This is a genomic window from Saccharomonospora sp., assembly GCF_027317685.1.
Taxonomy (GTDB): Bacteria; Actinomycetota; Actinomycetes; order Mycobacteriales; family Pseudonocardiaceae; genus Saccharomonospora.
The window spans coordinates 1-7,429 of sequence record NZ_DAHVQP010000018.1 but is presented as its reverse complement, the minus strand read 5'-3'; the positions used below and the strand labels follow the sequence as shown (position 1 = coordinate 7,429).

8 protein-coding genes are annotated in these 7,429 nt (G+C 68.1%); 1 reads left to right on the top strand and 7 read right to left on the bottom strand.

Annotated features, from left to right (window positions below):
- The 7 genes from M7H19_RS01380 to M7H19_RS01350 form a co-directional block, all read right to left on the bottom strand.
- Positions 1–235 (bottom strand): sulfatase-like hydrolase/transferase (locus M7H19_RS01380; RefSeq protein WP_298176018.1); only part of this gene is annotated, 235 nt, incomplete at its 3' end.
- Between the two features lie 74 nt (positions 236–309).
- Positions 310–1,908, bottom strand: coding sequence for a cation acetate symporter (locus M7H19_RS01375; protein WP_298176016.1), 1,599 nt, complete (start codon positions 1,906–1,908; stop codon positions 310–312).
- Positions 1,905–2,249, bottom strand: coding sequence for a DUF485 domain-containing protein (locus M7H19_RS01370; protein ID WP_298176014.1), 345 nt, complete (start codon positions 2,247–2,249; stop codon positions 1,905–1,907). The genes M7H19_RS01375 and M7H19_RS01370 overlap by 4 nt, the downstream gene beginning before the upstream one ends.
- 78 nt (positions 2,250–2,327) lie before the next feature.
- Complete coding sequence (locus tag M7H19_RS01365) at positions 2,328–4,103, bottom strand: cation acetate symporter (RefSeq protein ID WP_298176012.1); 1,776 nt, start codon at positions 4,101–4,103, stop codon at positions 2,328–2,330.
- On the bottom strand, positions 4,103–4,480 hold the full coding sequence (locus M7H19_RS01360) for a hypothetical protein (RefSeq protein ID WP_298176010.1): 378 nt from the start codon (positions 4,478–4,480) through the stop codon (positions 4,103–4,105). Before M7H19_RS01360 ends, M7H19_RS01365 begins: the two co-directional genes overlap by 1 nt.
- On the bottom strand, positions 4,477–5,292 hold the full coding sequence (locus M7H19_RS01355) for a LytTR family DNA-binding domain-containing protein (RefSeq protein ID WP_298176009.1): 816 nt from the start codon (positions 5,290–5,292) through the stop codon (positions 4,477–4,479). Before M7H19_RS01355 ends, M7H19_RS01360 begins: the two co-directional genes overlap by 4 nt.
- Positions 5,289–6,266 (bottom strand): histidine kinase, encoded by a 978-nt coding sequence (locus tag M7H19_RS01350; RefSeq protein ID WP_363321326.1) that lies wholly within the window; start codon positions 6,264–6,266, stop codon positions 5,289–5,291. Before M7H19_RS01350 ends, M7H19_RS01355 begins: the two co-directional genes overlap by 4 nt.
- 391 nt (positions 6,267–6,657) lie before the next feature.
- Between M7H19_RS01350 and M7H19_RS01345 the strand changes: the two genes are divergently transcribed.
- Positions 6,658–7,429 (top strand): Na+/H+ antiporter NhaA (locus tag M7H19_RS01345; protein ID WP_298176007.1); only part of this gene is annotated, 772 nt, incomplete at its 3' end.

Here is a 7,429-nt window from a genome sequence, read left to right as displayed (position 1 = left end):
CGTGGGTGAAACGAATCCCTTCGGTGGCCAGACGGTCGAGGTTCGGCGTTCGGATCGTTGTGGAGCCGTAGCAGCCGAGATCCGCCCAGCCCAGGTCGTCGGCGAGGATGAAGAGCACGTTCGGGGGAGTCGTCGGACGGCCACGTTCGAGTCCGTCGAAAGCCCGTCGGATTGTCGTGGAGCCGTTCGGCATGGTGCTCTCCTCAGTGGGGATGCCGGTTGTCCGCGGGGACATACCCCTGGGGTGGGGGCACAAACGCGGCGCTCCCACCCCAGGTTCTCGCTCCACAGGGGCCTTACCAGGCCTTCTCAGGCCTTTTCGGCACCCGCTCCGGTGAGGGAACGCACCTCCATCTCCTTGTGCTTGTCCTCCAGGTGTTCCTTCGACAGCACGGTGCCGAGCCAGCCGAGGAAGAACGACACCGGGATCGACACCAGGCCCGGGTTCTGCAACGGGAACCAGTGGAAATCGACGCTTGTGATCATCGAGCTCTCCGTGCCCGAGACGGCGGGGGAGAACACGATCAGAACGAGCGTGACCGCCAGACCGCCGTAGATCGACCACAGCGCGCCGGAGGTGTTGAACCGCTTCCAGAACAGCGAGTACAGGATGGTCGGCAGGTTCGCCGACGCGGCGACCGCGAACGCCAGGGCCACGAGGAACGCCACGTTCTGGTCCTTGGCCAGGATGCCGCCGATGATCGCCACGACCCCGATCACGCAGGCTGTGATGCGTGCGACCTTGACTTCGGTGTTCTTGTTGTCGATCTTGCCCCGCTTGATGACGTTGACGTACACGTCGTGCGCGAACGACGCCGATGCGGTGATCGTCAGGCCCGCCACCACGGCCAGGATCGTCGCGAACGCCACGGCCGCGATGAAACCGAGCAGCAAGGGGCCGCCCAGGGCCTCCGCCAGCAGTGGCGCCGCCGAGTTCTCCCCGCCGGGTGCCTTACTGATCGTGTCGGACCCGACGATGGCCGCCGCGCCGTAGCCGAGCACCAGGGTAAACAGGTAGAACAGGCCGATCAGGGCAATGGCCCAGACCACGGACCTCCGGGCTTCCTTGGCGGTCGGTACGGTGTAGAAGCGCATGAGGACGTGCGGCAGGCCCGCCGTTCCCAGCACGAGCGCGATGCCCAACGACAGGAAGTCGATCTTCGAGGCCTCGCTCACGCCGTACTTCGCGCCCGGGTTCGGCATAGAATCGCCGTCCGGAGACCGTTCGACGGCTGCTCCGAGGAGCTCGGAGAAGTTCAGCCCGTAACGGCCCAGCACCCACACCGTCATCGCGAACGTACCCGCGATGAGCAGAGCGGCCTTGATGATCTGCACCCAGGTCGTGCCCTTCATGCCCCCGACGAGGACGTACAGGATCATGACGACGCCGACCACGCAGATGACGACGGCTTGTCCGAAGTCGCCTTCGATACCCAGCAGCAACGACACGAGCGCGCCCGCGCCGGCCATCTGGGCGAGGAGGTAGAAGAACGACACGGCCATCGTGGACGTCGCCGCTGCGGCCCGCACCGGGCGCTGCCGCATGCGGAAGGCGAGTACGTCACCCATGGTGAACTTGCCCGTGTTGCGGAGCAGTTCCGCGACCAGCAGCAGCGCGACCAACCAGGCGACGAGGAACCCGATCGAGTACAGGAAGCCGTCGTAGCCGTACACGGCGATCGCGCCCGCGATGCCCAGAAACGACGCCGCCGACAGGTAGTCGCCCGCGATGGCGGTGCCGTTCTGCGGCCCGGAGAAGGAGCGGCCCGCCGCGTAGTAGTCCGACGCGGTCTTCGTGTTCCGCGAAGCCCGGAAGACGACGACCAGGGTCACGATGACGAACAGCGCGAAGATGCCGATGTTGAGGAGGGGATTGTTGCCCTCGATGCTTTGGGCGAGGGTGGTCACGACGCACCCCCTTCCATGTCTTCCTTGATCCGGTCGGCGATCGGGTCGAGCTTGCGGTTGGCGTAGCGGATGTAGAGAGCCGTGATCGCGAACGTCGACACGAACTGCAGCAGGCCGAAGATCAGACCGACGTTGATGTTGCCGATGACCTTGATGGACATGAAGTCGTGCGCGTAGTCCGCCACCACGACGTAGGTCAGGTACCAGACAAGGAAGAGCGCGGTCATGGGGAACACGAACCGCCGCAGTCGGCTACGCAGTCGTTGGAAGTCCTCGCTCGCGTGGACCTCCGCCCAGGACTTCGACCCGGGCGGATGGGCCGAAGGTTCGGTGGTACTCACTCCTGACCTCCTTGTCAGTGAACACGTGCGTGTGCGTGGTGCGTCACAGTAAGGAGGAGGACGTACGGGACGTAATCGTCAGCGGACCAATCGGCGTGTGATGCGACGAACGGCTGACGAACGGCGTGCCGACCACGACGAGTGGCCCAGGTCACGGGCCAGTGTCGAGCGGTCCGCGAACGGGGACCGTCGGTGTTCGTGGAGATGCAGTCGCAGCATGGCCGCGGTGGCCCAGAGCTGGGGCCTGCCGAACAGCGACACCACGATCATCGTGGCGAATGCCAGCGGTACCGACCAGGGCGCGGGTTGGACGAGCAGGATCGACACCCAGCCGGGCACCGGAAGGTCGAGGACGCCGAGGGCGAATCCCCCGCAGGAGGCGAGCAGGCCCACGGTCACACCGGCCACGGCACCGGCGGCGGTCAGTCTCGACCACCAGATGCCGAGCACCAGCAGGGGACAGAACGTCGAGGCCGCGACAGCGAACCCCCAGGTCACCAGCGTGCTCGCGTCGAAGGACACGGCGGGCAGCGCCAGTAGCACCACGACGATCGCGGCACCCACCACGGTCATCCGTAGCTGTCGCAGCCCACCGGGTACGAGGTCGTGGGAGATGGCACCGGCGACCACCAGCAGCAGGCCGAGCGAGGTGGCGAGGAAAGCGGCGAACGCGCCCGCGGTGAGCAGACCGGTGAACACACCACCGAGCGGACCCGGATCGACCTGCGCGGGCAGTGCCACCACGGCACTGTCGGTGGCTCCTGACAGGTACAGATGGGGCACCAGTACCCGGCCCAGCATCCCGTAGATGCCGGGGAAGATGTAAAACATCCCCAGCAACGCGACCGTGAGTGCCGCGGTCCTCCTCGCCGCCCTGCCATCGGGGCTGGTGTGGAACCGCATGATGACGTGCGGCAACCCCATGGTGCCGAGCATGGTCGCCAGGAGCATGGCCCACGTCGCCAACAGTGGGTGTTCGGGTGTGCCGAGGTCGAGCAGCGGCCGTTCCCACCCTGGGGCACCGGGAGCGGCGCTGCCCTCCAGTACCGGTGCGGCGCTGCCTTGGGCGAACACGACCGTCGTGCCCGCCGGAACGTTCCACTCGCCCGGTGGGACGTCGGAGATCCCACCGTCATCGTCCACCACCCGCACCCCGTCGGGCACCTCCAGGGCGGCATTGATCCGGAAGGACACCGGCGTCTGGGTCTCGAAGTGCGTGAACTCGACCGGGTGCAGCGCTTCCTGCCGTACCTCCGGGCCGACCTGGGCCACCAGCCACACGGCGGGAACGATGAACAGCGCCAGCTTCAACACGAACTGGAACGCCTGCACGTACGTGGCGGCCCGCATGCCACCGAGTGCGAGCGTGATACTGACGGCGAGTCCGGAGAGGGCGACCCCCACCCAGTACGGTGTGCCGCTCACGATGCTGAGCACCAGCCCGGCCGTGCGGAACTGCGGCACCAGGTACAGCACGCTGATCACCAGCACCACCACGGCGGTGAGCCTGCGCAGAGCCGCCGAGCCGAGGCGGGCTTCGGCGAAGTCCGGCACCGTGAGCGCCCCCGACCTGCGCATGGGAGCCGCCACCAGGGCGAGCATGGCGATGTAGCCCGCGGTGAATCCCACCGGGTACCACAGGGCTCCCACGCCGTCTCGCACCATGAGCCCGGCCACGCCCAGAAACGACGCCGCCGACAGGTATTCGCCGGACACGGCGGCGGAGTTCAGCAGCGGCGACACTCGCCGAGAGGCCACGAGGAAGTCCGAGGTCGTGCGCATCGCCGCGACCCCGAGCAGTCCGATGGCCAGGGTGATGAGCACCACCGGCGCCACAGCGAGCGCGACGATCATCACACGTCCTCGGCGGGGTGGGCGTCCTCGACGGTGTTCTCCTCCCGTTCAACCCGTCGGAGGTGCGAGAACGCGAGCAGCACCATGGCGGGGAACGGCACGACCATGACGGCCAGCCACGACAGCGGGACATCGAACACCCGGGCCCGGTCCAGCGCGGGTAGGACCGCCAACAGGAGGGGCAGCCCGAACACCAGCACGCACGCCGACGTCAACGCCGTCACGGCGTGGCGCCGTTGCCGCCGGTAGAGGGCCACCGCGAGCGGCGCCTCCGCGGGGTCCAGAGTGGTCGGTCGCCACGGTCCCCGGTAGCGGCGACGGGCGTGGGCCAGCCGTGTCTGGGGGCTCGTCACCGTCACCCTGCGTTGGACACTCATCTGCCCGCGGCTCCGTGGTCGGTCCCGCCCCCCGACCTCAGTTCCCCGCGCTGTGCCGCGCGCAGGAGGCGTTCGCGAAGGTGGCGGGCGTGTCGTCGGCTCACGGGGACGTCGCCGAGGTCGGTGTGCGCGAGCAGACCTCCCACGGAATCACTGCGCAGCTCCCGCACGGCGGACAGCGCCACGAGGAATCCCCGGTGGGTGCGGACGAAACCGGCGTCCGCCCAGTACTCCTCCAGACGGGAGATCGGCATGCGCACCAGGTGGACTCCCGAATGTGTGTGCAGCCGTACGTAGTCGCCGTGGGCCTCCACGTAGCGCACGTCCTGGCGGCGTACGTAACGGGTGCGCCCGCCGGACTCCACGGGCAGCGCGGCCAACGCGTCGGGTGCGGGCTGTTGGGCCGGTGCCTTCTCTGCCGTCTCCGTGGAGACCATTCGAGTCACCCTGGCCAACGCGTCGGCGAGCCGTTCGGGACGGACCGGTTTGAGCAGGTAGTCGACGGCGCCGATGCCGAACGCCGCCACCGCATGCTGGTCGTAGGCGGTGACGAACACGATGACGGGCGGCCGGGCCAGCTTCTTCAACAGCGAGGCGAACTCCAACCCGTCGAGGCCGGGCATCGCGATGTCGAGGAACACCGCGTCGAACTCCTCCGACTGCAGCCGTTTGAGCGCTGCCACGGTGTCGCTCGCCGCGGCGACCTCGGCCACCTCGGGGGCTTCTCGCAGCATTCCGCACAGGTCGTCCAGCGCGGCGGGCACGTCGTCGACGGCCAGCACTCGCAGTGCCGCGTGGGTTCCTCCAGTCACGGCATCACTCCCGGCTGAAATCGCGGTACTCGCACGATCACCCGTGTGCCTTCGTCCTCTGCGGTCTCCAGGACGAGGCCGAACCACGGTCCGTACACGTTACGCAGCCTTCGGTCGACATTGCCCAGGCCCATGCTCGTGGACTGTCCCTCGCCGGCGAGGAGACGTTCGGCCTTGGCCGGGTCCATGCCGACTCCGTCGTCCTCCACGCTGATCACGCAGTCGGTGCCCTCGGCCTCGCCCAGCACGGTGACCGTGCCTCCTTCGGGTCGGTGTTCGATGCCGTGCCGCACCGCGTTCTCCACGATGGGCTGCAACACCAGGTACGGGATGGACACGGGCAGGACCTCGGGGGCGACCCGTACCTGAACCCGCAGGCGGTCGCCCAGGACGGCGCGTTGCAGCGCCAGGTAGGTCTCGATGGCGTGGAACTCGTCGGCGACCGTGGTGTATTCGCCGTGACTGGCCAGGCTGTAGCGGATGTAGTCGGCGAAATCGAGCATGAGCTCGCGGGAACGGTCGGGGTCGGGGCGCACCAGGCCCGCGATGACCGTCAGGGCGTTGTAGACGAAGTGGGGTGAGATCTCCGCCCGTAGAGCCCGTAGCTCGGCCTCGGCCGCTTCCTCGGCGGACGCTTCGAGCCGACCTCGTTCGAGTGCGGTCTCACCCAGGGTCGCCACTTCGCGTAGCGCGGTCATCCTGGCGGTGCCCGCGACGACGAGAACACCGGCCAGCTCGTCGTGCACGATGAGGGGCAACGACACGACCTCGGCGCGTTTGCATCGGTTCTCGGTGTGCAGCACGTGCTCGACCATCGCGGGCACGTCGGCCTCGGGAGGCATCGTTCCCGCGGTCACGAGTTCGCCGGAGAGGTCGGCGAGTCCGACGGCGTCGGCGGCGAGCAACCGGCGGATACCGCGTGCGGCGGAGCGGACTCGCGGCCCGGACAGGCCGTCGACGAGGTCTTCCGCCACGTTCCGGGCGAGCTCCAGGGTGGGGCCGGGATCGCGTAGGCGGCGGGACCACGGGACCCACGGGTTCCGTGGCGCCCTTTGAGTCCGGGACGGACTCCGGGCCGTCGTGTGTCCGGCAGGCATAGACATGTAGCTCCCAGTGACGTCGACGGTAGAGGGAATCTAACGGTGTCCCCTGTTCGCGGGAAGAGGTAACCGTGGGTGATTTGGGGGATACGGGCGAGTTCGCGGCCGTCGACACCGTCCCCTCGCGGGGCCTGGATGGCTGTGAGGTGGAATGCGCGTCGAGCGCTCGCGAACGTCTCGGCGGACGTGGACCGCCCGGTCCGGCAAGTAAGGTGCCCGCTGTTGTGCCGGAATGCACCCGATTGGGAGGATTGACGATCCCCGTATGAGCACCGCACCCCCCACGAGGACCAAGCTGTTCGACCGCTCGCGCGGATGGAATCGTCTGGCGGACATCCTGCGACAGGAGACCGTCGGTGGGATGTTGCTGCTGGTCGGCGCCGTCGTGGCGCTCGTCTGGGCCAACTCGCCGTGGTCGGAGACCTATACCTCGGTGAGCGATTTCACATTCGGGCCGGAGGCGCTCCACCTGAACCTCTCGGTGGCGCAGTGGGCGTCCGACGGTCTGCTGGTGCTCTTCTTCTACGTGGTCGGGCTGGAGCTCAAACGCGAGTTCGTGGTCGGTGACCTGCGCGACCCTCGCAAGGCGGCGTTGCCGATCGTCGCGGCGTTCGGGGGTGTCCTCGTTCCCGCCCTCATCTATGTGCTGGTCAACCTCGGAGACCCGACCGCGCTGCGGGGTTGGGCCATCCCCACTGCCACCGACATCGCGTTCGCCGTCGCCGTCCTCGCGGTGCTCGGACGTTTCCTGCCGTCGGCGTTGCGGATGTTCCTGCTGACGCTGGCGGTCGTCGACGACCTCATCGCCATCTGCATCATCGCGCTGTTCTACACCGAGGAACTCTCACTCGTCCCCCTGCTGCTGGCCTTGGTCCCGCTGGGACTGTTCACCCTGCTGGTGCAGCGGCGGGTGCGGGCGTGGTGGCTGCTCGTCCCCCTGGCGCTGGCCACCTGGGGACTGATCCACGCGTCGGGCATCCACGCCACGGTCGCCGGTGTCCTGCTGGGCTTCGCCGTGCCCGCGATGCGGCGGGAGG